The organism is Oceanobacter sp. 4_MG-2023, from assembly GCF_030689165.1.
In the GTDB taxonomy this organism is placed as follows: Bacteria; Pseudomonadota; Gammaproteobacteria; order Pseudomonadales; family Oceanobacteraceae; genus Oceanobacter.
In genome coordinates, this window is sequence record NZ_JAUYVV010000024.1 from 26,186 (window position 1) to 50,878 (window position 24,693).

General features: G+C 53.6%; 25 protein-coding genes and 2 tRNA genes. 22 read left to right on the top strand and 5 right to left on the bottom strand.

The window, feature by feature from the left end; all coding sequences use genetic code 11:
* Nucleotides 1-379: 379 nt before the first annotated feature.
* From Q8W24_RS14340 to ccmI, 12 genes are all read left to right on the top strand, one after another.
* On the top strand, nucleotides 380-1,042 hold the full coding sequence (locus Q8W24_RS14340) for a TetR/AcrR family transcriptional regulator (RefSeq protein ID WP_305475743.1): 663 nt from the start codon (nucleotides 380-382) through the stop codon (nucleotides 1,040-1,042).
* Between the two features lie 196 nt (nucleotides 1,043-1,238).
* Nucleotides 1,239-1,691 carry a GyrI-like domain-containing protein gene (locus Q8W24_RS14345; RefSeq protein ID WP_305475745.1) on the top strand — a complete coding sequence of 151 codons (453 nt, stop codon included), beginning with the start codon at nucleotides 1,239-1,241 and terminating at the stop codon, nucleotides 1,689-1,691.
* 251 nt (nucleotides 1,692-1,942) lie between these two features.
* A complete protein-coding gene (locus Q8W24_RS14350; RefSeq protein WP_305475747.1) occupies nucleotides 1,943-2,590 on the top strand; it encodes a glutathione S-transferase family protein in 648 nt (215 codons plus the stop codon).
* A gap of 538 nt (nucleotides 2,591-3,128) precedes the next feature.
* Nucleotides 3,129-3,812: a cytochrome c biogenesis heme-transporting ATPase CcmA gene (gene ccmA / locus Q8W24_RS14355; RefSeq protein WP_305475749.1), complete on the top strand. Its 684-nt coding sequence runs from the start codon at nucleotides 3,129-3,131 to the stop codon at nucleotides 3,810-3,812.
* Nucleotides 3,809-4,477 carry a heme exporter protein CcmB gene (gene ccmB, locus Q8W24_RS14360; protein ID WP_303433321.1) on the top strand — a complete coding sequence of 223 codons (669 nt, stop codon included), beginning with the start codon at nucleotides 3,809-3,811 and terminating at the stop codon, nucleotides 4,475-4,477. Before ccmA ends, ccmB begins: the two co-directional genes overlap by 4 nt.
* A 25-nt stretch (nucleotides 4,478-4,502) precedes the next feature.
* Nucleotides 4,503-5,264, top strand: coding sequence for a heme ABC transporter permease (locus tag Q8W24_RS14365; RefSeq protein WP_303433322.1), 762 nt, complete (start codon nucleotides 4,503-4,505; stop codon nucleotides 5,262-5,264).
* Nucleotides 5,264-5,482: a heme exporter protein CcmD gene (ccmD, locus tag Q8W24_RS14370; RefSeq protein WP_303433323.1), complete on the top strand. Its 219-nt coding sequence runs from the start codon at nucleotides 5,264-5,266 to the stop codon at nucleotides 5,480-5,482. Before Q8W24_RS14365 ends, ccmD begins: the two co-directional genes overlap by 1 nt.
* A 1-nt stretch (nucleotide 5,483) precedes the next feature.
* Nucleotides 5,484-5,996 (top strand): cytochrome c maturation protein CcmE, encoded by a 513-nt coding sequence (gene ccmE, locus Q8W24_RS14375; protein WP_303433324.1) that lies wholly within the window; start codon nucleotides 5,484-5,486, stop codon nucleotides 5,994-5,996.
* Entirely contained in the window at nucleotides 5,996-7,993 is a 1,998-nt protein-coding gene (locus Q8W24_RS14380) for a heme lyase CcmF/NrfE family subunit (protein WP_303433325.1), read from the top strand. Before ccmE ends, Q8W24_RS14380 begins: the two co-directional genes overlap by 1 nt.
* Nucleotides 7,990-8,511, top strand: a complete 522-nt coding sequence (locus tag Q8W24_RS14385; protein WP_303433326.1) for a DsbE family thiol:disulfide interchange protein — start codon at nucleotides 7,990-7,992, stop codon at nucleotides 8,509-8,511. The genes Q8W24_RS14380 and Q8W24_RS14385 overlap by 4 nt, the downstream gene beginning before the upstream one ends.
* Nucleotides 8,508-9,020, top strand: a complete 513-nt coding sequence (locus Q8W24_RS14390) for a cytochrome c-type biogenesis protein (RefSeq protein WP_305475751.1) — start codon at nucleotides 8,508-8,510, stop codon at nucleotides 9,018-9,020. The genes Q8W24_RS14385 and Q8W24_RS14390 overlap by 4 nt, the downstream gene beginning before the upstream one ends.
* Nucleotides 9,017-10,222: a c-type cytochrome biogenesis protein CcmI gene (gene ccmI, locus Q8W24_RS14395; RefSeq protein WP_305415124.1), complete on the top strand. Its 1,206-nt coding sequence runs from the start codon at nucleotides 9,017-9,019 to the stop codon at nucleotides 10,220-10,222. Before Q8W24_RS14390 ends, ccmI begins: the two co-directional genes overlap by 4 nt.
* Before the next feature lie 174 nt (nucleotides 10,223-10,396).
* On the opposite strand, the gene Q8W24_RS14400 is transcribed toward ccmI, so the two are convergent.
* Nucleotides 10,397-12,331, bottom strand: a complete 1,935-nt coding sequence (locus tag Q8W24_RS14400; protein WP_305452142.1) for a VacB/RNase II family 3'-5' exoribonuclease — start codon at nucleotides 12,329-12,331, stop codon at nucleotides 10,397-10,399.
* Between the two features lie 212 nt (nucleotides 12,332-12,543).
* Between Q8W24_RS14400 and Q8W24_RS14405 the strand changes: the two genes are divergently transcribed.
* A complete protein-coding gene (locus Q8W24_RS14405; RefSeq protein ID WP_305475752.1) occupies nucleotides 12,544-14,313 on the top strand; it encodes an alkaline phosphatase in 1,770 nt (589 codons plus the stop codon).
* Between the two features lie 65 nt (nucleotides 14,314-14,378).
* Here the strand turns inward: Q8W24_RS14405 and Q8W24_RS14410 are convergent, their stop codons facing one another.
* Nucleotides 14,379-15,062 carry a methyltransferase gene (locus Q8W24_RS14410; RefSeq protein ID WP_305475753.1) on the bottom strand — a complete coding sequence of 228 codons (684 nt, stop codon included), beginning with the start codon at nucleotides 15,060-15,062 and terminating at the stop codon, nucleotides 14,379-14,381.
* Nucleotides 15,055-15,864 (bottom strand): MBL fold metallo-hydrolase, encoded by an 810-nt coding sequence (locus Q8W24_RS14415; protein WP_305475754.1) that lies wholly within the window; start codon nucleotides 15,862-15,864, stop codon nucleotides 15,055-15,057. The genes Q8W24_RS14410 and Q8W24_RS14415 overlap by 8 nt, the downstream gene beginning before the upstream one ends.
* A 58-nt stretch (nucleotides 15,865-15,922) precedes the next feature.
* Between Q8W24_RS14415 and msrA the strand changes: the two genes are divergently transcribed.
* Both msrA and Q8W24_RS14425 read left to right on the top strand, forming a co-directional pair.
* Entirely contained in the window at nucleotides 15,923-16,564 is a 642-nt protein-coding gene (gene msrA / locus Q8W24_RS14420; RefSeq protein ID WP_305475756.1) for a peptide-methionine (S)-S-oxide reductase MsrA, read from the top strand.
* A gap of 243 nt (nucleotides 16,565-16,807) precedes the next feature.
* Nucleotides 16,808-17,542: a ParA family protein gene (locus Q8W24_RS14425; protein ID WP_303433334.1), complete on the top strand. Its 735-nt coding sequence runs from the start codon at nucleotides 16,808-16,810 to the stop codon at nucleotides 17,540-17,542.
* Here Q8W24_RS14425 and Q8W24_RS14430 read toward each other — a convergent pair.
* Nucleotides 17,539-17,916, bottom strand: coding sequence for a hypothetical protein (locus Q8W24_RS14430; protein WP_305475758.1), 378 nt, complete (start codon nucleotides 17,914-17,916; stop codon nucleotides 17,539-17,541). The genes Q8W24_RS14425 and Q8W24_RS14430 overlap by 4 nt on opposite strands.
* A gap of 260 nt (nucleotides 17,917-18,176) precedes the next feature.
* Between Q8W24_RS14430 and Q8W24_RS14435 the strand changes: the two genes are divergently transcribed.
* The 5 genes from Q8W24_RS14435 (at nucleotide 18,177) to Q8W24_RS14455 (ending at nucleotide 23,110) form a co-directional block, all read left to right on the top strand.
* Nucleotides 18,177-19,007: a TatD family hydrolase gene (locus Q8W24_RS14435; RefSeq protein WP_305475760.1), complete on the top strand. Its 831-nt coding sequence runs from the start codon at nucleotides 18,177-18,179 to the stop codon at nucleotides 19,005-19,007.
* A gap of 246 nt (nucleotides 19,008-19,253) precedes the next feature.
* Nucleotides 19,254-20,600, top strand: coding sequence for a DUF1329 domain-containing protein (locus tag Q8W24_RS14440; protein ID WP_303433337.1), 1,347 nt, complete (start codon nucleotides 19,254-19,256; stop codon nucleotides 20,598-20,600).
* Nucleotides 20,601-20,684: 84 nt separating this feature from the next.
* Nucleotides 20,685-21,791 (top strand): murein transglycosylase domain-containing protein, encoded by a 1,107-nt coding sequence (locus Q8W24_RS14445; protein ID WP_305475762.1) that lies wholly within the window; start codon nucleotides 20,685-20,687, stop codon nucleotides 21,789-21,791.
* Nucleotides 21,788-22,501 carry a methyltransferase gene (locus tag Q8W24_RS14450; RefSeq protein ID WP_305475764.1) on the top strand — a complete coding sequence of 238 codons (714 nt, stop codon included), beginning with the start codon at nucleotides 21,788-21,790 and terminating at the stop codon, nucleotides 22,499-22,501. Before Q8W24_RS14445 ends, Q8W24_RS14450 begins: the two co-directional genes overlap by 4 nt.
* Before the next feature lie 72 nt (nucleotides 22,502-22,573).
* The gene (locus tag Q8W24_RS14455; protein WP_305475765.1) at nucleotides 22,574-23,110 is read left to right on the top strand and encodes a hypothetical protein; all 537 of its coding nucleotides are present in this window, start codon (nucleotides 22,574-22,576) and stop codon (nucleotides 23,108-23,110) included.
* A 137-nt stretch (nucleotides 23,111-23,247) separates the two neighbouring features.
* Here Q8W24_RS14455 and Q8W24_RS14460 read toward each other — a convergent pair whose 3' ends face one another.
* Complete coding sequence (locus Q8W24_RS14460; protein WP_305452133.1) at nucleotides 23,248-24,309, bottom strand: AraC family transcriptional regulator; 1,062 nt, start codon at nucleotides 24,307-24,309, stop codon at nucleotides 23,248-23,250.
* 175 nt (nucleotides 24,310-24,484) lie between these two features.
* Between Q8W24_RS14460 and Q8W24_RS14465 the strand changes: the two genes are divergently transcribed.
* Both Q8W24_RS14465 and Q8W24_RS14470 read left to right on the top strand, forming a co-directional pair.
* Nucleotides 24,485-24,561 (top strand) — tRNA-Met (locus Q8W24_RS14465).
* 55 nt (nucleotides 24,562-24,616) lie between these two features.
* A tRNA-Met gene (locus tag Q8W24_RS14470) sits at nucleotides 24,617-24,693 on the top strand.

Here is a 24,693-nt window from a genome sequence, read left to right on the forward strand (position 1 = left end):
GGGAGGGTGGTCATCGGGTGTGTGACTGGCTGGCAAGCACCGGTGTGGCATGCTGTCGCATCATCAGCCCAACAGCCTGACCCAAGGCAGTGCAGTAAACTGTTACATGAACGAATGATAAATAAGTTGGCAAGCGCTTGAATTGCCTTGTATCAATAGAAGAACGGAGTCAGGTCGTTATGCTTGCCGGAGCATCTGTTTCATCGCTGCCCCGCCTAGCCATGCAGAGTCAGATTAATGGCCCCAAGCATGCCAATACGACGTTTCGCTAGTTAGCCTGACTTGATTTGATGTTGGTAGTCGTTAACCTGATGTGTTTGGTACTCGGGTATAAGCTTGAACCCGCCCGTCCTTTTTATAGTAACGACCAGGAGTCGTCATGCCCAAGAAGCCATTTTCAGCGGAAGAAATCGCTCATCAACGTGAGCGCATTATGGATAGTGCTGCTTCCATCATGGCCGATGTCGGTTTTCATTATCTCTCCATGCGTAAATTGGCGGCTGAGTTAGGGATGACAGCCAGCAATATTTATAACTACTTCCCCAGTAAGGAATCCTTGCTGCTGCATATCCGTCGCCGGGGTTTTGAAATGCTGTTCCAGAATACACGACTGGCGCTGATGGATAGCCAGGATGCAGTGGATTCGCTGCATCGTCTGGCCCATCAACTGACCTGTTTTGCCAGAGACTATGCTGGTTATTACCAACTGATGTTTCAGCCGCCACGGATTCGTCCGGGTTCGACAGGGGACGACGATGGAGGTGTCACCCGGCAGCTGGCGCGGCTACTGGACGAATGGCAACACCAGGCCCAGATGTTATTGACGGACGCCATTGACGGCCTGGCACAGCGGACGGACGTCGAGCGTCAGCGAGTGACGCTGTACTTCCTGACAGCGATTCATGGTTTGGTCGACTGTTATCAATATCAGGCCCTGCCACAGCTGCTGGAAGGGGTGGAGCTGATCCCGGAAGATATGGTGCGAACCCATACCGACTGGCTGGTGGAAGCGGTCAAGGTGCGGGTTGTTGATCTCGTCTGAGGCTTGGCCTGACCGGAGCAATGGCAGCTTTATTGCCTGGTGCACAACGTAGAAGAACTGGCAAAATACGGTCAGCCCTGCCAGCAAGAGCAAAGCGGCAGGGCGAAGACCGTATTAACGCAAGCATGAAAAGCATGATAAAACCTGGCTGAAGTCAGGTTTTTCTACAAGCTGGCTGTGTAACTAAAGGAGCGTTGTGGTGGAGTTGAGACATGTTGCAAGCAAGGTTATTCATGGGTTAGAGGTCAGAACCGATAACGCAGCGGAAATGAGTCCTGATAAAGGTAAAATTCCTGCTTTATGGCAAGCATTTGATGAAGCTGTGCCAGTCGATTATAAAAATGGTGAAAGAGTATACGGTGTATATTCCGATTATGAGTCTGACCATACTGGAGAATTTACGGTGCTTGCCGGTTTTGATGGTCAATCACTGCCGCCTGATGTGAGTTTAAAGCAGAGAGTTATTCCAGCGGCCAAATATTTGGTGTTTTCTCACAAGGGAAATATGCCTCAAATAGCTATTGATGCATGGACGGAAATTTGGGAATATTTTTCCAACCCTGATTCTGAATATAAAAGGGTTTATTCAACTGACTTTGAATATTACCCCAGTGCCGATGCAATTGAAGTTCATATAGCCGTGCTATAGCTGTATAGTTGGCACGGGTGTTTGTTGTTCTGTATTAATCATTGTCAGAGCCAGCTGTCGTCGGTTATCTGACGGTCTGGCTTACAGGCAGCAAAACCTGAAATACAGAATTAACAAGCGATTGTGGGTTAAAACGGGCAATCGGAAATAAACAACAGAGAACGAGCAGGTGGCGGGAAAGACTACCTGAAATCAGGTTTTTCTACAGGCTCGTTATGAATGTCTGTACTTTTGGTGATCAGGAATTGATTTTGTTCAAACTTTATTACTACCCAAACAATGCGAGCCTGGCTCCTCATTTTTTACTTCATCACTTAAAAGCAGATTATGAGTTGTTGTTGGTCGATAAGACGTCAAATGCTCAAAAATCTGAAGATTATCTCAGGCTCAACCCTGTAGGGCGAATTCCGACTCTGGTTGTTAATGAGCAGCCCGTTTTTGAAAGTCCGGCCATTTGCATTCACATCTGTGAATTACACCCTGAATCAGATTTGATGCCATCTCCAGGTGATCCGAACCGTCCCTTGTTTTATCAGTGGCTCGCGTTTCTTAATAATACGCTGCAAGCTGAACTTATGGTTCACTATTATCCTCATCGCCATACCAATGATGAAGCTACCATTCCAAATGTTGTAGCGGCCCAGGGCGACAGGGTTGCAGACGCCTTATCAATTATCAACGACCAGCTAGAGGGCAATGAATACTTGCTTGGTGGGACGCTAACAGCATGTGATTATTTTTTGTTTATGCTTGCGGAATGGTCGTTGCCACTGGAAAAATCCCCTCTTGAATTTGAGCATCTGGCTGCTTATTTAAAGCGTCTTTGCTCAAATCCAACTATTAAGGCGGTTTGCGATATTGAAGGTATAGACCTCAAACCCTTTGAGTCGTACTCATAACAATCAATTTAAGGAAGCTCTGAAAAAGCCCATCGATTGCCTGTCTTTATGCCAAACCAGCAATCTAAAACAACCCGATACAGCCCATAATTCCCAGTAAATTGGCAACCCTGATCTGCAATGTTCATCACCATGGCGCCGCTTTTCAGCAGGTGCCAGGTTGTGAACATTCGCGGCGGAGGGTCAGGCTCATAGCTTCATCAACGCCAATGGGCATCTTCATCCCGGACTTTAATTTGTTGCCGTTCTTCGTTTGGTGCCTTTCTTGCGATAGATCAGTTCTGAGGCATCACGCTTTTCCTGCCCGGGTTCCATACCTCTAACCTGAGTGATGCCGGGTGCCTGCGTCGGGAGAGATCCTCCATCCTGATGGCTACTGCGTTTGGCAAAGTAGGAGGTGATATTGCTCCAGGTCTGGCGTGCGTCTCATGAACGAAGCAAATTGGTCGAAGGACCCATCCGGGTCAAGCCACAGTCCACAGGGTTTTTGTATATAATGCGCCCGCTTTTATGCGCAATGGCAATTTCCGGGGTTTGAATGGCAAATCGTTATACCGATAACAGTGTGTCCCTGAGTGCGAGTGAGTTGTACTGCGAGCGTGATGACCGGGTGTTATTCGAGCGTTTGAACCTGACCGTCAAGAATGGTGACTTGCTGCAACTGGCGGGGCCAAACGGTGCCGGGAAAACCACCCTGTTACGATTGCTGGCCGGACTGAACCGGGATTTTGACGGCGATCTGCTCTGGCATGGCGAGCCATTGACCCAGGTGTTTGCCGATTACGCCAGCCAGCGCTTGTATCTCGGCCATCTGGCGGCGCTCAAGCGTGCGCTGACACCGCTGGAAAATCTGCGCTGGCTGGTCAGTCCATGGATGTCCACAGAATCCGCGTCGATGATTACCGATGATGATCTGTGGCAAGCACTGGAATATGTTGAGCTGGGCGGTTATGAAGAAACGCCCTGTAATCAGCTTTCGGCCGGGCAGCAGCGCCGTGTCGGTTTGTCGCGGTTGGCGATTGTGCCCGCGCCGCTATGGATTCTGGATGAACCCTTTACCGCTCTGGATGTTGCTGGGGTGGCCTGGTTGGAAGCCCGCATTCAACAGCATGTTGCCCGCAACGGTGCGGTCATTATTACCAGTCACCATGCGTTGCAGAATATTCCGTCACTCAAGCGTCTGGATCTGGGTGAACTGGCCTTGGGCGGAGGACTCTTATGAGCCTGGTGATGGCGACGATCAAGCGGGATCTGCTGTTGGCTGGGCGTAATCCTGGCGAGTGGCTTAATCCGTTGATGTTTTTTCTGATGGTGGTGGCGATGTTCCCACTGGCGGTGGACCCGGACCCTGAATTCTTGTCCCGGATCGCTGGTGGGGTGATCTGGGTCGGTGCTTTACTGGCGACGCTGCTGTCACTGGATGCTTTGTATAAAGCCGATGTTGAAGACGGCACTCTGGAACAATGGCTGGCATCGGGAGAATCTCTCTATATGCTGGCGCTGGCCAAGGCCCTGGTGCATTGGCTTTGCAGCGGTTTGCCTCTGACGTTAATGGCCCCTGTGCTGGGATTAATGATGGCGCTGCCTGATGACGCTTATATCGGGATGTTACTGAGTCTGGCGGTCGGAACGCCGATTCTGAGCCTGCTGGGATCTGTGGGGGCGGCGTTGACGGCCGGGGTGCGCAGTGGTGGATTGCTATTGAGTCTATTGATTTTACCTATGTATGTACCGGTGTTGATCTTTGCTGCCAGTGCGGTTTATCACGCCGGACTGGGGATGGCATACAATGGCCAGATCGGTTTTCTGGGCGCCATGTTGGCGCTGTCTGTGTGTTTGACGCCCTTCGCTTCGGCAGCGGCACTGAAACTGAATTTATCGCGCTAGGCGCACGTTTTTGATCGGGGATTTTATGTGGCAGTGGATTGTACGGCTGTATCACCGCCTGGGTTCGCCCAAATGGTTTTATGAACTGACATCAAAATGGATCTTTTGGTTGGCTTTGCTGTCTGTGGTGGGCTGCGTGGTTGGGCTGGTGCTTGGCTTGCTGTATGCACCGGCTGATTATCAGCAAGGCAACAGCTTTCGCATTATTTATATTCATGTGCCAGCGGCGTTGGTGGCCCAGAGTGCGTTCATCATGATGGCGGTTGCCGGCGCGGTGTTCCTGATCTGGAAAATGAAAATGGCGGCCTGGGTGGCGCGGGCGATTGCGCCGATTGGTGCCAGTTTTTGCCTGATTGCCCTGTTGACCGGCGCGATCTGGGGCAAACCGACCTGGGGGACCTGGTGGGTATGGGATGCACGTCTGACTTCGATGTTGTTGCTGCTGTTCCTGTATTTTGGCGTGATGGCATTACAGCGGGCGATTGAGTCGGAAGAAGCCAGCCACAAGGGCGCGGCGATTCTGGCGCTGGTTGGGCTGGTGAATATTCCCATCATCAAGTATTCGGTGGAGTGGTGGAATACCTTGCACCAGCCAGCGACCTTGAAGTTGACAGAAAAACCGAGCATGCATCCGGATATGTTATTGCCGTTGCTGATCATGATTCTGACAACGTATGTACTGTTTGCCTTGCTGGTGATTTTACGCACCCGTAATGAAATTCTCTGGCATGAACGCAAGCGCAGCTGGGTTCAGGCGTTACCGGAAATGCTGGGTGGAGGTCGCTAATGGAATTTCACAGTGTCGGCGAATTTCTCGCCATGGGACGTCATGGTTTGTATGTATGGCTGTCTTACGGCCTGAGTGCGCTGGTAATTATTGCCAATCTGGTGCTGCCAATGTTGCAGCGCCGTCGTTTGATTCGGGAACAAGGGCAACGTGTACGCCGTGATCGTCGCGGACAAGCGGCCGCTGACCGAACCGTAGTTAACGAGGAGAAAAACTGACATGCATCCACAACGGAAGAAACGGCTGAAGCTGATTCTGTTTTTGGTGATCGGCTTTGGCGTTGCGGTGGGGCTGTTGATGTATTCCCTTAGCCAGAACATCAACCTGTTCCAGACTCCGACCCAGATTGCCAATGGTGAAGTGCCGGTAGGGCGCACCATTCGTGCCGGTGGTCTGGTGGTTGACGGTAGCGTACAGCGCGATGAAGAAGGGCTGGCGGTTACGTTCCAGGTCACGGATGGTGCCGCCACGGTGCCGATTCATTACGAAGGTATCCTGCCCGATCTGTTCCGTGAGGGACAGGGTATTGTGGCACTGGGCAAGCTGGATGAGCATGGCGTGATACAGGCATCCGAAGTATTGGCCAAGCACGATGAAAACTATATGCCACCGGAAGTGCAGGATGCTCTGGAGCAGGCACACGAAGATGGCAAACAGGCCATGCAGGGGGCATCGGCAACATCGAGCAGTTACTCGATTTCCGAATCGATCAAAAATGACGGAGCCTATTAATGTTGACCGAAGCTTACGGCGCCTTGTCGTCGATTCCGGAGTTTGGCCAACTGGCGCTGATCATGGCGTTTGTGGTGGCGGTATTCCAAACCGTCGTGCCGTTGTGGGGGGTACATCGCAATAATACGCTGATGATGGCCTACGCCCGGCCACTGGCGGCAGCCCAGGCGCTGTTTTTGCTGATCAGCCTGGTGGTGTTGGCCTGGTGTTTTGTGGTGGATGATTTCTCGGTGACTTATGTCGCTACCAACAGTAATAGCGCCTTGCCGACGCCGTTTAAAATCAGCGCGGTGTGGGGTGCCCACGAAGGCTCGTTATTACTGTGGGTGGCTTTATTGGGTTGCTGGGGCGTGGCGGTTGCCTTGTTCAGTCGTTCGTTGCCGCTGGATATGCTGGCGCGGGTGCTGGGTATTATGGGGCTGATCTCGACCGGTTTTATTCTGTTTACACTGGAAACCTCCAATCCGTTTGCCCGCACCTTGCCCTCGGTACCGTCAGAAGGCGGTGATTTGAATCCGCTGCTGCAGGATTTTGGTTTGATCGTGCATCCACCGACCTTGTATATGGGTTACGTTGGCCTGTCCGTGGTGTTTTCGTTCGCTGTGGCGGCGTTGTTGGGTGGGCGTCTGGATGCCGCCTGGGCACGCTGGTCTCGTCCATGGACAACAGCTGCGTGGATTTTTCTGACCATCGGTATCGCCTTGGGCAGCTGGTGGGCTTATTACGAACTGGGCTGGGGCGGCTGGTGGTTCTGGGACCCGGTTGAAAATGCGTCACTGATGCCCTGGCTGGTGGCGACTGCGCTGATGCACTCGCTGGCGGTGACAGAAAAACGCGGCCTGTTCAAAAGCTGGACCGTGTTACTGGCGATCATTGCGTTCTCCCTCAGTCTGCTGGGAACCTTCCTGGTACGTTCCGGCGTACTGACCTCTGTACATGCGTTTGCTTCTGACCCGGAACGAGGGGTGTTTGTACTGGCATTGCTGGGTATCTGCGTGGGTGGCTCGCTGCTGATTTATGCACTCAAGGCGCCCACGGTGGCGTCGGTTGGGCGTTACGACTGGTTATCCCGCGAAAGCTTTTTGCTGATGAACAATCTGCTGTTGCTGGTGGCGGCCTTTGCCATTCTGCTGGGCACCCTGTACCCGTTGCTGATTGATTTCCTTGGCATGGGCAAGATCTCCGTCGGAGCGAGTTGGTTTAACGTGATGTTTGTACCGGTGAGCGTCATGTTGACACTGATTATCGGTATCGGTGCGGTATCGCGCTGGAAGACGGATCAGACCAAGCGTCTGGGGCGGGAACTGGGCCTGGCGGCAGTGGCCGCTCCTGTGCTGGGTATCGCCACCCCCTTGATTGTTTCTGGGGAGCTGAATGGCCAGGTTATTCTGGGGATCGGTATTGCCAGCTGGTTGATACTGGCCAGCCTGCTGGATGTCTGGAAAAAATGCCGGGGCCAGTTGCAGCGGATTCCATCGTTGAGTCTCAGTTTTAACGGCATGATTCTGGCGCACATCGGTGTTGCCGTGACGGTGGTCGGTGTGACCATGGTGGCCAATTACAGCCAGGAAGAGTCAGTCCGGATGTCGGTCGGTGACAGTCATACACTGGGGGATTACCGCTTTGAATTTGTCGAGGCGGGGCAGATTCGCGGCCCTAACTACCACGCCGATGCCATCCGTTTCCGGGTCTACGACAACGACCGGCTAATCGGCGAGCTGATGCCGGAAAAACGCCGCTACACGGCGCGGGGTTCGGTCATGACCGAAGCCGCCATCGATGTCACGCTGTTCCGTGACCTGTACGTATCCATGGGTGAGCCACTGGAAAACGGTGCCTGGGGGATGAGGATTCAGGTCAAACCCTTTATGCGTTGGGTCTGGCTGGGAACCATCTTTATGGCGCTGGGCGGGCTGATGGCCATGTTTGATAAACGTTATCGCCAACCACGGCGGTCGGCACCTTCTCCATCTGCAATCGCGGAGGCAACTGCATGAACCGGTTTATTCTGTTTGTCCCTCTGGTTGGCTTTACCATCTTGGCGGGGCTGTTTTTTCTCACCATTGACCGTAAAGACAAGGATGTTTTGCCTTCGCCGCTGGTCGGGCAACCATTTCCGGAATTTGAAATGGTATCGCTGGAAACCGGAGAAGTGGTAACCCGCGATGACTTGCTGGGCAAACGTGCGCTGGTGAATGTCTGGGCTACCTGGTGCCCGACCTGTAAAGCAGAGCATTCTTTCCTTAATTTGCTGGCTGCGGAAGGCATACGCATTTACGGCATCAACTATAAAGACGAAGAGCGCAAGGCGATTCAATGGCTGGCGTCCTACGGCAATCCTTATCGCTGGAACCTGTCGGATACCAATGGCCAGTTGGGCCTGGAACTGGGGGTTTATGGCGCACCGGAGACATTTCTACTGGACAGTCGCGGGATTATTCGTGGTCGTCACGTCGGTGATTTGAATGCCCGGGTCTGGTCGACTCTTGAACCTGAATTTGAGAGCTTGCCATGATGCGTTATGAATATCGCCACTGGCTGGCCGGCTTGCTGCTGCTGCTGTTGGGAGCGGTCTCTGCCCACGCGGTGGTGAATGGCTATAAATACCCGTTTGATGATCCTGATGATATTGCCCGTTTTCAGCATCTGGCAGAAGAGCTGCGCTGTCCCAAGTGCCAGAACCAGAACCTGGCGGATTCCAATGCCCCAGTGGCCGGAGACATGCGTGACAAGGTTTATGAGCTGATGAATAACGGCCAGACGGATGAGCAGATTATTGATTATCTGGTCGCCCGTTACGGCGATTTTGTCCATTACAAACCTCCGGTGAGAGCAGAGACCTATGTACTCTGGTTTGGCCCCTTGCTGGCCTTTTTGCTGGGGCTGCTGATCTTGCGACAAATGCGGCGTAATCAGAAAGCTGCTCCGGCTCCATTGACGGCAGAAGAACGTCAGCAACTGGAACAATTAAAAGCCGCAGTCTCGGCGGATTCATCGAACGACCAAAAGGCGAATAACTCATGATCTGGATGTTATTGATCCTGCTGCTGCCCCTGGTGGCCTTGCTGTATCGCCCTGTGTGGTTCAGACCGGAAACCAATCAGCAGAGTGAAGAAAATCTGCGCCTGTACCAGGAACGTACCGATGAGCTGAAATCCAGCGAGCTGAACGATGCCGAACAGGCTGCCTTGCAGCTGGAGCTGGACCGTGAATTTCTGGCCAGCGCCGACGGGCATACCAGTCGTGCCGACAAGACCTCTGGCAGCTGGATCATGCTGGGAAGCATGGTTGTGGTGGCCTTGCTGGCGTCGGTCATGCTGTACAGCATCTGGGGGGCGGATAATGCCCTGCGAGCCAGTGCTTTGCTGAACAAGGGCGAACAGGTTGAGTTGACCATGCCGGAGCGCCAGCAGTTGATGCAGCGCCTGGCGGCAGAAGCGGACCATGATCCGGATAATCTGGAGTGGGCTTATCTGAACGCCCGCTTGCTTAACGCCAGCGGTGAATACCAACAGGCCGTGGATGCCTTTGGCGAGATTCTGGAAGCCTTGCCAGAGGACGCTGTCAGTGATCGTGCTGCGACCCTGACATTGATGGCCGAGGCAAAGTTCTTTGCTGCCGACCAACAAGCTGACGAAGCGACCTATGCCTTGCTGGATGAAGCCTTGTCGCTTAATCCCCAAAGCCGTCAGGCTCTGGGCATGGCAGGTATTCTGGCGTTTGAGCTGGGCAAGCATGAGCGAGCGATCAATCACTGGAAAGCCTTGTGGCAGGGATTGCCAGAAGGGCCGGAATCCCAGGTACTGGCACAAGGTATACGTCGGGCTGCAGAACAGTTGGCGACACAGGATATTATCGTCGATCTGGCTTGGCTGGAGCGGGTTGGGCTGACAGTGGCGGTTGATATCAGTGCTGAAGCCAGAGCGGCGGTCAAGCCGGATGATCTGGTGTTTGTGCTGGCGCGGGCGGTGACTGGCCCTCCTTTACCTCTGGCGGTACAACGTTTGACGGTGGCGGATTTGCCCACACAAGTGACCCTGACCGATGCCCAGGCCATGGCTCCGGGTATGACGATCAGTGATTTTGAACAGCTGACATTGATTGCGCGGGTGTCCCGTACCGGACAACCGACTGCTCAACCAGGAGATTGGCAGGATGAGCGCTCACCGGTGGATCATCGTGACAGTGAAGTCCAGATGTTGACCATCAAAACCCAGGTGAACTGACTGGGTGTCAGCAGAGCCGGTCACTCTGATCGGCTCTGCTGTTTTTTCTGACTACCTGTTTCTCTTTCTAGTTACTTACTTACTCTTACTATTCTTGCTGCACTTTCTGACAAGTGCTTCCTCTGGCTGTTTCCGGCGTTGTAATGCCGTTGTAATACCAGTGGAGGTTATGGGTTATGGCTGCAATGCCAGCTTCAGCTCGCGGCTATCCGGTTCCAGTGTTTGCACACTGACCCGGACAGTCTGACCAATGGCCAGCGTTTGTTCGCCGTTGCTGTGTGACAGGGTTTTGCTGTCGAATGCCCAGTTGCCCTTCACTTTACGACGATCAATCTGTCCTTCCACCCCGGAGTCTTCAAAACGCACCATGATGTTATTGGCAGTCGCGTATTGAATGACCGCATCAAACTGGGCATCAGCCGGAAACGTTTTTAACCACTGCAGCTTGAGCCAGGATTCCGTCTGATTAGCGGCCACCCGTGCCTTGGCTTGCTTGTCCTGAATCGCACTCAGTAAAGGAGCGTCGACGGCAGGGACGGGTTGCTCTGTCAGAATCGCCGCAATCATACGGTGTACCAACAGATCGTTGTATTTGCGCAACGGTGACGTCATGGTGGTGTAGCGGGGGAAGCCCAGGCCCATATGCGGCTTGTCTTCGGTGGTCAGATTACTGCGCTCAAGCTGGCGACTGATGATCTGCTTGATATTCAGGCCATCATCACCGCCTGCCGCTTGTTTCATCAGGCTGACGTAGTCTTCCAGCGATTTGATTTTGGGTTTCTTTTCCAGCCCCAACTGTTCCTTGAGCAGGGTGGTGACATCCCCGATACGTTCGGTACGAATACCGGCGTGCTCAATAAAAATACCGCTGTTATGTTGCTGCAGCCAATCGGCGCACAGGCGATTACAGACCAGCATGCATTCTTCGACCAGACGTTGGGCGTCGTTACGTTCCTGACGCACGATGTCTTTGACCTTGCCGTTTTCGTCCAGTATCAGGCGATAGTCTGGGCGGTCTTCCATCACCAGACAGGCGTTTTTGCGTTGGCTGGCCAGTGCCTGGGCACAATCTTTCAAGGCATCCAATGACGGCTGCAGAGCGGCATCGATATCACCGAGGCTGCCATCCGCCATAAATTCACCGACTTGCTGGTAAGACAGCTTGGCCTGGCTGGACACCAGCGCCTGAGACAAGCGGGTCAGAGTGGAGGCACCAGCCTGATCAACCGCGACTTCGGCCACCAGAGCAAGGCGTTTGACGCCAGGTTGCAGTGAGCAGAGTTGTTCGGACAATGCTGCCGGCAACATCGGAATCACCAGATTGGCGAAATAGGCCGAGGTCGCACGATCGCGTGCCATCAGGTCAAGGGGAGTACCCGGCTGAATAACCGCTGCCGGATCAGCAATGGCAATGTGCAGGGTCCAGCCGGTATCGGTAACGGTCGCACAGAGGGCATCGTCAAGATCGCGGGTGCTGGCGGAGTCGATCGTGACCAGCGGCAGTTCTGTCAGGTCGGCGCGATCGGTGCTGAGGGCATCAATGCCGGCGGCTGCCAGCTCATGAGCCTGTTGCAGTTCGGTTTCGCTGAACTCTGTGGCCAGATTCCATTTCTGACACATGTAGCGGGCTTCGATACCGGCATCCTGGCTGCTGCCTATCACGGTATCAATTTCTGCTTGAGCCCGGCCTGCGGGGTAAGGGTGCTGTGACAGATGCGCCTTGACCAACATGCCTTCTTCGGCATTCTGGCGAGCTTTGGGTGGTACAAAAATCCATCGGTTCAGTGCCTGGTGATCGGGCTGGATAAAGTGGCCTTTACCCTTGATCACATAAGTCCCACAAAAGTCGCTCAGCTCTGTGCTGATCAGGCTTTCGATAATGGCTTGCGTCTTTTTGGTATCCACTTCCTCAACACGAAAAGCAACCCTGTCGCCTGGAAGCACCTTTTCCATCTCTTCCGGTGACATGTAGAACTGCTGGTTATCGTCCGTGACTACGAAGCCGAAGCGTCCGCCAGTCGCTCGAACCTTTCCCTCAAATCTGGGAACACTGTCGTGTATTTCCTGTTTGAGGGATTGCAGTTGTGACAACGAATTCTTATCTAGCATTCCGATCTGGCCCCGGCCGGTAAAAAAGGCCGTTGAGTTTAATGGACGCGTGCCGTGCAGGCCAGCACGGAAAACTCATGCCGCCAGTAGTTCTTGATAAAGATTTACCTCAGGAGGCTTTCTGTCTTAAGTTCTTAACAAATATTTACGATTATGGCCTTTTAAGTCATTGATGGGGCAATTACGCCCTCTCGTTATGTTGAGGTCCAAGTATGTCACGTACTCCCGATTTGAGCCGTCGTCGCTTTTTGCAATCTGTGGCTGGCACGGCCAGCGCGGTGAGTGTACCCGCTGTAATTACCGGCTGTTTTGCCGATGACGACGACGATGATTCCAGCCGCAACCTGACCGTATTTGTCTTTGGCCACGGCGTGGCGTCGGGTGATCCTTTGGTGGATGCCGTGATTATCTGGACCCGGGTAACGCCGGACGAACTCGCGGATGCCGACGCGGAAGCCGAAGTGGGTTATGTCGTGGCGACTGACGCTGCCATGACCGATGTGGTGGCATCCGGCACTGTGTATACCGATGCTTCCCGTGACTATACGGTTAAAGTGGACGTAACAGGGTTGTCGGCAGGCACTGGCTATTATTATCAATTTGCTGGCAAGGATGGTGAAACCTCAACCATCGGTCAGACCAAAACCCTGCCGGAAGGCAGTGTCGACAGCGTCAAACTGGCGGTGTGTTCCTGTTCCAACTTTCCGGCCGGCCTGTTTAACGTTTATCGGGAAATCGCCAACAGCGATGCCGATGCCGTGATCCATCTGGGTGATTACCTGTACGAATACGGCTCCAACGAATACCCCACTGAAGATGCCGAAGGCCGCCAACCGGAGCCAACGGCAGAAATCACCACATTGGCACAATATCGCCAGCGTTACGCGCAATACCATGTGGATGCCAACCTGCAGGCTGCCCATGCCGCCAAGCCGTTTATTTGCGTCTGGGATGATCATGAGTTGGCCAACGACACCTATATCGACGGTGCCGAGAATCATGATGAAACGACCGAAGGCTCATTCAGTGAGCGTCGTGATGCTGCCGAGCAGGCCTATCATGAATGGTTGCCGATTCGTACCGGTTCCGATAACGCCCATATCTATCGGGCGTTTGATTTTGGCGATCTGGTACGCCTGCACATGCTGGATACCCGTATTCTGGCCCGTAGCAAGCAATTGGATTATACCGATTACGTCACTTCTACTGGGCTGGATACCACAGCGTTCATGACGGACATGTCAGACACTTCCCGTACCTTGCTGGGGGATGAACAAACAGCCTGGTTTGGCAACAGCCTGGCTACCTCGGGTGCCACCTGGGATGTATTGGGTCAGCAGGTTTTGATGGGGAAAATGTACATCCCGGCAGATATCTTGCTGGCGATGAGCTCACTGACAACCGTTGAAGACCAGTTGGCACTGGCGACCATGCTGGAAACCTATGCCACCGCCAAATACATGCAAAGTCTGGGGATGGATATTGATGACGACGTCGCCACCGCATTGGCCACCACAGCACCGTATAATCTGGATGCCTGGGATGGTTACGAAGTTGCGCGTCAAACGCTGTATGCCCAGATCAGCGGCCAGTCCCGTGATGTGAATCTGGTGACACTGGCGGGTGATACCCACAATGCCTGGGCCAGCCAGCTGACTCAGTCAGGCACCACGATTGGTGTCGAATTTGCCACACCATCGGTGACTTCGCCAGGGCTGGAGTTGTATGCCGGATTTGGTTCGGATGAGGCTTTGCAGGCTGGTTTTGAGTCGGCGATTACTACCTTGATTGATGACCTTGAGTATCTGAATGCCGGTCAGCGGGGCTTTATGCTGGTGACCTTTACCGTAGAAAAGGCCAGCTGTGACTGGGTGTTTGTTGATACTATCGCCAGCTCAAGCTACAACGTAACCACAGGTAAACGTATGCAGGTGCTGGCTGGTTCAGAACTGACGCTGGAGAGTGTTGATGATCTGGGCTAGTTTGGGCCAGATAGCGACCTGGTGATAAAACCAAACCCCTGATACCTCCCGGTATCAGGGGTTTTTTACGGCTGGCGGGTTGGCAGGGAGTGATACAGCAGGGAAGTGGCGTAAGGATCGTTGGGCCCGGTTTCCGGTTCGGTGGGGTAACAGTGTCGGCCCAGATAGTGAAATGCCGGGTGCTGGATATCGGGCTGTCGTGATTCTGCCAGCCAGACCTGCTGGCTGATCGCTATGAACTTATCCAGCAAGCCATGGTTATGCTGGTCGTACAGCAGGTCGGCGGCCAGTACCAGATCGACCTGGCCGAGCTGGAGAAAGTCGCTGCATAACGCCAGTTCGGTCTGCTGTTGTGCCAGCGGATTTAACGCCATATTGGCGCGACAGGCGATCAGGGCCTGTGGATCGAGGTCGCAGGCAATCACCTGTTTGGCTCCCGCATAGGCGGCAGCAATGGCCACCAAGCCGGAACCACAACCAATATCAAGTACGGTTTTGCCCTTAACCATGGCTGGATGATCCAGCAGATAACGGGCCATCGCCAGACCGCCAGGCCAACACACCGCCCAATAGGCCGGGTGTGCGGCAATACGTAATTGTTCGTCGGCAGCAAACGGCCGATTGATACATTCTGGTGCTGCCAGCCAGAGTTGCAGCTCTGGACAGGCACTCAGGGTTTGGCGGCAAACATAGGCATCCGGCAACATTTGCTGTAGCTGCCGGTTGAGTTCCGGGTGGCTGTTATTCACGGCGGTGGTTGATCTGCTCTGCTGGTTGGTGTGCTGCTGATTGTACTGCACTGGTTTGAGTGCCGTTACCCAGAGTAAAACAGGCGTCGACTGTGGCAACCCGATATCCGGCGGCGCTCAGCTGCTGGCCAGCGTCTGTATTGGCGTAGTGATACAGCACCAGCTGACGGCGCAAGGCCTCGGGGTATTCTTTTGCCAGATCATCGAGACCGGTATGGGATGGATTGGAAATCAGGCCGCAATCGTGAAATACCACTTCATTGCCGCTTAACTGGTGATTGAGAATTTCAGGGATGGGCCGGGTGTCGCCACTGTAAAAAAACTGTCCAGGCAGGTGCAATGCAAAGGATGAGCCGGGAGCGTGATGCCGGGTCGGATAACAGTGGAAGGTCATGCCGGCGTATTCAAACCGGTCGCTGACTGGTAATAACTGGAACGACTGCCAGAAGTTATGGCCACCTTCGGCCATCGTGCCCGGATACGTTGCCAGCCGCTGATGCAGTACCGGAATGACACTGAGAGGCACAAACAGCGGAATGGGGGCGACCTGTTGCAGCTTCGCCCGTACCGTCAATATTTCCAGATCGGCAATATGATCCATATGCGCATGGGTCATGAAAATAGCTGTCGGCAAGGCCTGATAGCGCTGCTGGACCTGTGCCAGTGTCCCTGGACCACAGTCGATTAATAACAAGGGTTGGCCCTGATGTTCCAGAGTGGCGGCGGCACTGCCCAGAGCCAGATGGCCGCCGCTGCCAACGCCGTGAAAACAGAGGGATAGCTGATTCGGATAGGTTGTCATAGGATGCCTGTAGAAAATTCCTCTGCCTGAATACGATTACCGTTACTGGAGACTGATTATGTGGCGTCCAAAACATATGTCCATTCCTTCTGCGGAAGAGGCCTTGCCGGGCCGCTCCGAGCCTTTGCCAACCAGCAGCCATCACTTTGTGAATGGTCATGTGATTGCCGGAGAGCGCCCGGCAGGGTTATCAGAGCTGATGGTAGGTATGGGTTGCTTCTGGGGTGCCGAACGGGCGTTCTGGTCGCTGCCCGGGGTGTATTCTACCTCGGTCGGGTATGGTGGCGGTCATACCCCTAATCCGGCCTACGACGAAGTCTGCAGCGGTTTGACTGGTCACAATGAGTTGGTGCGTATCTGGTATGACGCGCAGCAACTATCGCTACAACAGCTGTTGACGGTGTTCTGGGAAAGTCATGACCCGTGTCAGGGGATGCGTCAGGGCAATGATATCGGTACCCAGTATCGCTCCGGGATTTATCTGCCCGATGCCGCAGCCCTGACGGTGGCAGAGCAGAGTCGGGAGCAGTATCAGCAATGTCTGACGGCAGCAGGCAAGCCAGAGGTTACAACCGAAATTCGGACAGGCATTCGTTATTATATGGCTGAAAGTTATCATCAGCAGTATCTGGCCAAGAACCCCGGCGGTTATTGTGGATTGGGAGGCTGTGGGGTGGCTTTCAAGGGAACTACCGTCTGACTACTTATCTAACTCTCGTTCGAGAGCCTGGTGCCTGGGTAGTGTGAAAACCGTGTCAGCAAGCCGGGTCAGAAAGATGTTTTCTGGCACGGTTTTTCACGGTTAAATGGCGATGAGATCCAGACTGGTCTGATCTCAGCATGGGTGTGATGAGTGGCCGTGCTGATAGAGCATTTTGGTGGGATATATCGTAAGAATCACGTGTTAGACTGACCGTTAATATTATCAAGGGATGAGCGTTTCGTGCGTGCTATTGCTGTATTTCAGCTGAAAGGCGGGGTGGGGAAAACTACTACCGCCGTTAACCTGGCCGCTCTGGCCGCCAGCAACTCCGTTCGCACTCTGCTTTGGGATCTTGACCCGCAAGGGGCCGCCACCTGGATTCTGGGCGTTGAGACTGATCGCAAGCAAGACAAGGTCTGGAGTGAAGGCAAGCCGATCGGCCGTTATATTTACCCGACGCAGTATGACCGTCTGGACGTTTTGGCTGCGGATATCTCTTTGCGCAAATTTCACCAAAGTGTCGCCGACAAACGTACCGCCAGAGATATCACCAGTGATGCTATCGATATGTTGGGAGAAGATTACGAGCTGGTGGTGATTGACTGCCCTCCAATATTGTCACCGCAAATTGAAGGGGTGTTACAGGCGGTGGATAAAATTCTGGTGCCGATCGAACCATCGTTACTGTCCATTCGGGCCTATGAACAGTCGAAACAGCATCTCAGCTGGGTCAAAAGTAAACAATGGCTGCCATTTGTCACTCTGATTGATCGCCGCAAGCGAGCGCATGTGCAATGGGCCTCGGAAGTTGCACCAACCATCAAAGAGTTATTGCCGGTTTTTATCGGTCATTCTGCCAGTGCTGAACGGATGCTGGAATTACGCAGCCCGATTGTCGTCTGCCAGCCTAATGTGCCGTTGGCGCGTAATTACCAGGCTCTGTGGGATGCAGTAAAAGAGCAGCTGGCATTTTAACAGGCACTTTTCCGCTCCAGGCCGTTTGCCAGTATTTGTGGATAAGCGATAAAAACAGCCCAGGCAATGGCGGTGGCATAACTGAGGTTGGTTTTTAATTCGTGGTGGGGATCAATCAGAAACTGTCGCTGCGACGCCAGTCCCCGAATCAGGCTGGCCTGATCAGGATTGAATGCCAGGTACTGATCCCAGATTTGCTGGTGCAGATCGTTATCAATCGGGTACAGAGAAGTGCTGTCGTGGTTATTGAGCGGGCGGCGGCATTGTGCTTGTGCCAGAGCAACCAGTTGCTCTTCTGTGGCAACAGAATAACAACCCAGATAGTCCAGCGTTGGATGAATAATACTTCTGAGCTCGTGAGGCGTTAGCATCATTGCTCACCTTCCTGTGTCGGATAATCAGTGTCGGATAAGTTGGCAGTATTAAATATCGAAGCAAAAAGAGCGCCATCCCTGTTTTTATTATTATGCCCCCAAAATCGTCATGGTAGCGACGGGTGGCGTGGTCAGGCAGGCATTTGGGGCGATTGTTATGCTGTTTAGGGTAATATTCTGACGAAAACAGGGACGACTTGTCATAAATTTGACAACGGCCACCAAGGCCCAAGGTAGACAATCGATGAATACCGCTATGTATGAATAAGCCCGCGGCAACAGATGGCCCTGTCTCTCCTGTTCTGTCAGGCTGGTTTGACAGTCATTGCCACTTTGACTTCCCGGTCTTTGCGCAAAACCGTCAGGCGGTGTGGCAGCACTGTGAAAGTCTGGGGCTGACGGGCCTGATCGTGCCAGGGATTAGCTGTGAGCAAGGCAAACAACTGGCGTCGTTTTGCCAGGGGCGGCCTTGGTGGTTTGCCCTGGGTCTGCATCCTTTTTTTATTGATCAGCACACGATGGACGATCTGGACTGGCTGGAGCATGCATTGGTGACATCGGACTGTGTCGCGGTGGGGGAGTTTGGTTTGCACCGGGTTCGGCAGATGGACCCGGCGATACGCCTGCGTCAGCGGCGGTTGTTTGATGCCCAGCTACAGCTGGCGCAACAATATCGACTGCCGGTGATCCTGCATGGTGTTGGTGCGCATGATGAGATCATTCTGGCACTGCGACAAACCCGGTTTGACCAGGGGGGTGTTATCCATGCCTTTAGTGGCAGTGAACAGCAGGCCCGGCAGTATCTTGATCTGGGTTTTCGGTTGGGGCTGGGTGGGCTGTTATTACGGCCCAATGCCCATCGGTTGCGCCGCACTGTGCAGCAGCTGCCACTGGACGCCTGGTTACTGGAAACCGATGCACCGGATATGGCTCCGGCAGTGGTTGCCAGCGCGACCAATTCACCGGTTTTTTTACCATTAATCGGCGTTGCCCTGGCACGCCTCAAGCGCGTTACTCCCGCCACCGTGCGTGCCGTACAGGCTGCCCGTATTGGTCAGATATTCAGGCGCTCTACGGATCTTTCCATATAACCTAAAAGTTATATTTTTTTATTTTTCAAAAGGCATTCGTATTAATGTCACTCTAAAGTATGAGATTGATGGGCTCTCAGTTTCTTATTCATGATCAAAATGTTGCCTTTTGTAAGGTGAAATTGATCATTGGTGGGGAGTGGCCTCATTATCGATAGCGATGGAATAACAATAACAATAACAGTAATAACAACAACAGCAGAGTGACTGGTTCATCAGACGCGCGGCTGCCAGGTAAATAAAAACATGAAAATAATAAGTATGCTTGTGTGGTTGCTGGGTATGGCAATGCCATCCTGGGCAGAGTTGCCGGATAGTGAGATTAAACGATTACAGCAGGACCTGACGCCCCTGGGGGCGGAGCGCGCAGGTAACGGCAGTACCATTCCGGCCTGGACAGGCGGCTTGCCACAAGATCAAGGGCCGTGGGAAACCGGTTTCCATCCCGACCCTTATGCCGGCGAGAAGCCGCTGTTGCGGATTGATGCTGGCAACCTCGGTGCTTATCAGGACCAGCTGACCGAAGGGCAGCGTCAGCTGCTGCAGCGTTACCCGGATATGTATTTGAATGTCTACCCCAGCCACCGTTCAGCGTCGTACCCTGATTATGTTTATGATGCCATCCAGTCCAATGCCGCCACGGCACAGTTATTACCGTATGGCTCGGGGGTTACCGGCGCGGTGATGAGTTCGCCGTTTCCGATTCCAGCCAATGGCCTGGAAGTACTCTGGAATCACACCCTGAGATTTCGGGGGCAGACGGTCTCCTACGAAGCAGTCAGCTCCTTGATCACCACCAACGGCCAGCGAATGGACACCTTGCGGGAGTACAACTATTACTTCAAATACAGCGAGGCGGACATAAAATCATCCGAACTGGAAAACAAAATCTTTCTGTTAACACGAAAAACACTGGCACCAGCGCATCAGGCCGGCAGCCTGACCCTGGTCCATGAAACCCTGGATCAGATGCGAGCGCGGCGCAAGTCGTGGGTGTATACACCGGGTGCTCGACGGTTGCGCCGGACACCGGATTTGGCATACGACACACCGGACCCCAACAGTCAGTCGTTACGCACCATTGACCAGGTTGATATGTTTAACGGTGCTCCCGATTATTACGACTGGGATTTGCAGGGCAAACAGGAAATCTATATTCCATACAATGCCTATCGGGTACACCAAGGGGATCTGGCGCTGGACGATATTCTGGCCAAACATCACCTGAACCCTGCCTTGCTGCGTTATGAGTTGCATCGGGTGTGGGTGATCGAGGCCAACTTGCGGGTTGGCTTCAGTCACCGTTATAGCAAGCGCCGTTATTATCTCGATGAAGATTCGTGGTCGATTGTGTATGCCGAAGAATACGATCAGCACGGAGCACTGATACAGATGACGGAAGGGCATTTGATCAACTACTACGATATGCCCTTGATGATGACCACGCTCGAAGTCACCTATGATTTTCCATCCGGACGCTATTACACCGAAGGGCTGGATAACGAGCGGCCGCGCAGCTTTCGCTTTTTTGATACCGGTTTGAATGAAAGTGATTTCTCCACCAATGCCATCCGTCGTCAGGCCAGACGCTGACAGCCAGAAAGCAGGCGGCTACACTACGGACTTTTCTGGATAAGGATATACTGTGGTGAAGGTCTTTTATTGCCGGTTCTGGCCTTGTTGAACAAAGTGTTCAGACCGCGATCGTGGCGATGGAGCCAATGCCGTTATTTACTGCTGGGCATTCCACTGACGGGATGCCTGGCTCTGGCAGATGCCGAGCTACCGGAAAACTTCGCTGAGCTGTCGGACGATGTACAGTCGGTGATTCTGGAGTTTATGTTCTTTCCGGATCGGGCCAATAAGGTCTGGGGAAGAGACCTGGCTGTTTCCGGAGTGCGGTCACTGGTGAAGTATCTGGATAATTACCATACCCAGGTACGTATCGACTTTGATGCCGGGACCATCCATATCGAAAACCGTGGCAGTAAAACACCACTGCAAGCGCTGACACACGCTATCGAAGCGACCTTGCTGACCCCGGCGGACCCGGCAGCGGTGGATCTGCGCACTGCTGCCGACTTTGGCCTGACCGGAACGCCGTTTCTGGCCGGCAAGGTAAAAGATCACGATGGCCAGCTGATTGAATATTCCTGGCGTGCCCGACGTTATGCCGAATACCTGGTGGCTAACCAATTACAACAAGAAAGCAATCGTTACTGGGTCTCGATTCCGATGGTGCAGGAATTTCAACAGGTCAGCGCCCAGCAATATGGCACTCTGGTGCAACAGGCCGCGATTCGTTACAGCGTACCGGCGCCACTGATTCTGGCCATTATTGAAACCGAAAGCAGTTTTAACCCGTTCGCCGTGTCGCCATCCGGTGCTTATGGCCTGATGCAGGTAATGAGTCGGACGGCAGGCAAGGACGTATATGAAAAAATCTACCAGCGCAGTGGCAGCCCCGGTCGTGATGTCCTGCTGCGTCCAGAACAGAATATTGATATTGGTACTGCCTATCTGTCGATTTTGCGGGATCGTTATTTACGTGATATCCAGGGTACCGAAAAACAACTGTATTGCATGATTGCCTCCTACAACGGAGGGGCAGGGAACCTGTATAAAACCTTCCACAGTGACCGTGAAAAAGCCGTTGCCCGCATTAACGCCATGTCGGCCAGCCAGGTGTACCGCACCATTCTATCCAGTCATCCCAGTCAGGAATCCCGTAACTATCTTAAAAAAGTCTCCGCTGCCCAGGCGCGTTATGGCGGTGGCACATGACCAGTGTGATGCATTATCCCCCGGCGGACTTGTTGGCCGGACTGCAACAGCACGACGTTTGGTCCAATGCCGGCTTGGAACCGGTTACGCTGGAACATGGCATACAGCTCTGGTTGCTGGCTATCCAGCAGGGACGACTGTTCAATAGTCAGGAAGTAGCGGCTCTGTGGCGGTATATGCCGTATTGGGCATTTGCCTGGGCAGGAGGACGCGCCATGTCCAGCTATTTGGCCAGGCACCCGCAGCTGGTGGCCGGCAAGCGGGTGTTGGATGTCGGGTGTGGCAGCGGCATAGCGGCGATTCAGGCTGAGCGACAGGGAGCCAGTCGAGTGGCCGTCTGCGATATTGACCCGCTGGCGACCCTGGCTGCACAACACAATGCCCGGTTGAACGGAGTGGTTCTGGATTCGGTGAACGAGCATGATTGGGATGGCTTTGATTTGTACCTGGCTGGTGATCTGTTGTATGACCCCAGCAGCCACGGATTGCTCAATCGCCTGAACGATTGCATTCCAGCGGGGCTGACGGCAGAGCCTGTTAATGCCTGGCAAGCGATATCTGACAGCCAGTCAGCCAATGCAATGCTTGCTGCGACAGCTTGCCCTGCCTCTGCCGCGCTGGATCGCGGACACTTTGCCACCTTGCCGGCCATCGGTGATTTTGATCAGCAGGTTTTGATAGAAATCCACGCTATGCCCGTCGCTCCCTGACCCAGCTGTGATAACCTCGCGGCATGATCACCCCAGAATATCGCTTCAGAATATAGCAACGGAGATTATTATATGCGTCGAGTTATCACACTGACTGCCATGCTGGCAGCATCCCCGGCGTGGGCCTTGACCGCCACGGAACTGGATGTGTGGATTAAATCCATGCCAACGGTACAGGTCTGGCTGGATCAACACGAAGATGCGATGCCACAAGGGAATGCGGCAATGACAGACGGCATGGCCGCGATGTTCCAGGAAGGTATCAACAGCCTGAAAACATCGGGATTGTATGGTGAATTCAGCCAGCAACTATCCGCCGTCGGATTTGACAGCGTTGAACAATGGACCCGGATTACCACCGAAATCAGCCTGGGCATGCTGGCAGTCGATATGAACGAGCAAGGTGGAAGCCGTGCCCAGGTACAGCAGCAATTGGCTCAAGTACAGCAAATGCGCAGCAGCGGTAATATGCCAGCAGAGCAACTTAACGCCATGGAATCGATGCTTCGGGGAACATTGACAATGATCGATGAAATGGAATCGGTTGATGCTGCCGACAAGGCACTGGTTCGTGACCGCATGACGGAGCTGCAGGAACTTATACAATAAACAGAGGCTGAACAGGCCGCTGTTATCTCCTGTTGCAGATAGCCGATATACCTGACGATAGTCTCCGGTTGGTTACTGTTTTCCGTTCAGCAAAAACAGCAACCAACCAGGCAGGATCAACCGGTTGCGAGATAGCGCTAGTAGAAGCCGATATTGGATTCCAGCGGCGACAGGCTGGAAACGGCAGCAACCGCCTGGTTGCGCCATTGACGCCGAAACGCAGCCGGTGTTTGCCCAGTCCACTGCTTGAAAGCCCGCTCGAATCCACGACGATCAGAGAACCCCAGTTCATTAGCCAGCTGCTGCACATCTTTACTGGTACGTTTCAACGCCGCCGCAGCGCGTACCAAACGGCAATGCTTGCTTAATTCCGAGAACTGGCTGCCTTCTTCTTGTAGTCGCCGAGTCAATGTCCTGGCGCTGGTGCCCAATAAATCAGCCACCGCCTCCTTGGTCATTGGCAGACAGGTGGGCCAGTAATAAAGAATATGGCGTAACTTGCGACTGAAAGGGCGTTCCGTGTCTTCCGAGCGCCAAGGGACTTCCGCTCCCTCGAGCATGGCTTCCAGGAACGGCATGGCTTTCTTCATCGACTTGTCGAGATAGTCGCTGGAGAAACTGATCCAGTTGCAGCTTTCGCCATAACGAACCGGCACACCAAAATAACGATCGAGTTGATCCCGGTACTGAGGAGGCTGCTGCTGAAAACCAATACCCGTAATATTGTAGAAGCCGTTACCCAGCCGGGAACCGACATCATGAATACCGGCCGCGACCAGCTCCGCTCGGGTCTGACGCGCTTGCGCGCTCCCCTCACTGACATAAAACACTACCTTGACGGCCTGCTGCCCGATAAACACATCGGGAGAATGGCTATCGCTGATCAGTGGGTAATAACGTCGCAACTGTGACAGCGCATCACGGCCCGTACGGCATTCACTCAATAGATACGCCAGTAACCGGAAGCGTCGCCAATCCAGCCGACTACCCATCATCACACCGATGGCCGGTGTCTTCAGGAATTGGCCAGCCTGTTCGACGATACGATCAAACACAGGCACAGGAAATTGTAGTTGGCTGCTACCCCAGTCCTTGGCCAGCTCAGGAAGCTCGTCAGGGTTCAGGCCCCGCTCACGCATGAGCTGGAACAAAGGATGCAACGCGGCCGACGTCAATGTCGGAGTAAGATATGCACTCATAAGTAATGTCATTGTTGTTATTTTTGTTACAGGTAACGTATCACCGCCACCGGCTTCAGACCACCCCTGTAGAGCGCTTTTTCATCGCTATCTGGCTTTGCGCAGCAGATCCTGTCTTCTTTGTTGATAAGCCTTGACAGACAGGGAGGCTCTCCGTATTATATGCAACCTCTGACGCGGGATGGAGCAGTCTGGTAGCTCGTCGGGCTCATAACCCGAAGGTCGTAGGTTCGAATCCTGCTCCCGCAACCATTTTTTCAGTGTGCGGTTTAGGTCAGAGTAGCAACAAAAAGTAGTAAGATGATGTCGCGGGATGGAGCAGTCTGGTAGCTCGTCGGGCTCATAACCCGAAGGTCGTAGGTTCGAATCCTGCTCCCGCAACCA